1 protein-coding gene is annotated in these 1,707 nt (G+C 70.6%); it reads left to right on the forward strand.

The window, feature by feature from the left end:
• Nucleotides 1-235: 235 nt before the first annotated feature.
• A partial coding sequence (locus ACVNF4_RS35710) for an FAD-dependent monooxygenase (protein WP_461806994.1) occupies nucleotides 236-1,707 on the forward strand: 1,472 nt, incomplete at its 3' end.

The raw sequence follows: 1,707 nt of genomic DNA on the forward strand, positions 1-1,707 counted from the left end.
CCCGCTGGCGACGGCTGGAACGCGCGACCGGCTTCGGCGGCCCGCGGAGCTGGCGCCGCGCCGCGTGACTTTTTCGCGGCGCGTGCGGCCGCCTCGATGTCAGCGGACTTTTCATTCGCCTGACATTTCTTGTGATTCCTCTGGAGCGGAGCCGCTTGAACCGGTTTCAGAGTCTCCGGAATGATGATGGCAGACGTTGTATTTATTTCCGTCGCGGGTACGTCAGGGGATAAGCATGGACACTTCGGTGGTCGTTGTCGGAGCCGGGCCCGCAGGGCTCATGCTCGCCGGGGAACTGCGTCTCGCGGGAATTGACGTGACGGTGCTGGAAATCCTGCCACAGTGCACCGGAGAATCCCGGGGAGTAGGTCTGGCCACCCGCACCATGGAGATATTCGACCAACGCGGGCTGCTGCGCCGCCTCGGTACGTACGAGACGAGCGACATGGGCCACTTCGGCGGCCTGCCCCTCGACATCGGGGTGCTCGGCGCCGCCCACCAGGCGGCCCGCACCGTACCTCAGTCGGTCACTGAGGCGGCCCTGGAGTCCTGGGCGACCGAACTCGGCGCTGACATCCGCCGCGGGCACACCTTCCTCTCCTTACGCGAAAGTGGGGAGTCGGTCACCGTACGGGTGCGCGGCGCAGCCGGCGAGGAGGAGATCGAGACCCGTTATCTCGTCGGTTGCGACGGCGGCCGCAGTACCGTGCGCAAGACGGCTAGATTCGACTTCCCCGGCACCGCCGCGACCACGGAGATGCTGCTCGCCGACATCCGAGGCGTCGACCTGGAGCCCCGCATGACGGGCCAGCAGGTCGGCGGCGGCTTCGTGATGGTCGCCAAGCTCCCCGGCGGAATCCACCGGATCATCGTCGGCGAGCGCGGCATCCCCACGCAGCGGCGCACCGCCCCGCCCGCCTTCGCGGAGGTCGCCGATCACTGGAAGCGGCTCACCGGGATCGACATCTCGCACGCCGAACCCGTCTGGGTCAGCGCGTTCGGCGACGCCACCCGCCAGGTGACGGAGTACCGTCGCGGACGCGTCCTGCTCGCCGGGGACGCCGCGCACGTGCACCTGCCCGCAGGCGGACAGGGCATGAACACCAGCGTCCAGGACTCCTTCAACCTCGGCTGGAAGCTGGCCGCCGTCCTCAAGGGCGACGCTCCCGCGTCACTGCTCGACACCTACCACTCCGAACGCCACGAGGTCGGCCGCCGAATGCTGGCCAACACCCAGGCCCAGAGCCTGCTCGTCCTCGGCGGCGCCGAGGTGCAGCCGCTGCGCGACGTGCTCTCCAAGCTCATCCCGTACCCCGAGGTGGCACGGCACCTCGCCGCCAAGGTCAGCGGCCTGGACATCCACTACGACGTCGGCCCCGGCACCCACCCGCTCCTCGGCCGCCGCATGCCCCACCTGCCCCTGGCCGTCGGCACTCGGACCACCAGCAGCACCGAGCTGCTGCGGACCGGCCGCGGCGTGCTGCTCGACCTCGCCGACAACGCCGTACTGCGCCGCCGCGCCGACGGCTGGCGCGCCCGCGTCGACATCGTGACCGCCACCCCCGATGCCCTGCCCGACGACAGCCCGCTGGCCGGCACCAGTGCCGTCCTGCTGCGCCCGGACGGCCATGTCGCCTGGGTCGCCCCCGGCAGCCACCACGGCGTGAGCACCGCACTGCACCGCTGGTTCGGCCCGGCGACCGCCCG

The sequence above is a fragment of the Streptomyces sp. S6 genome (assembly GCF_054880855.1).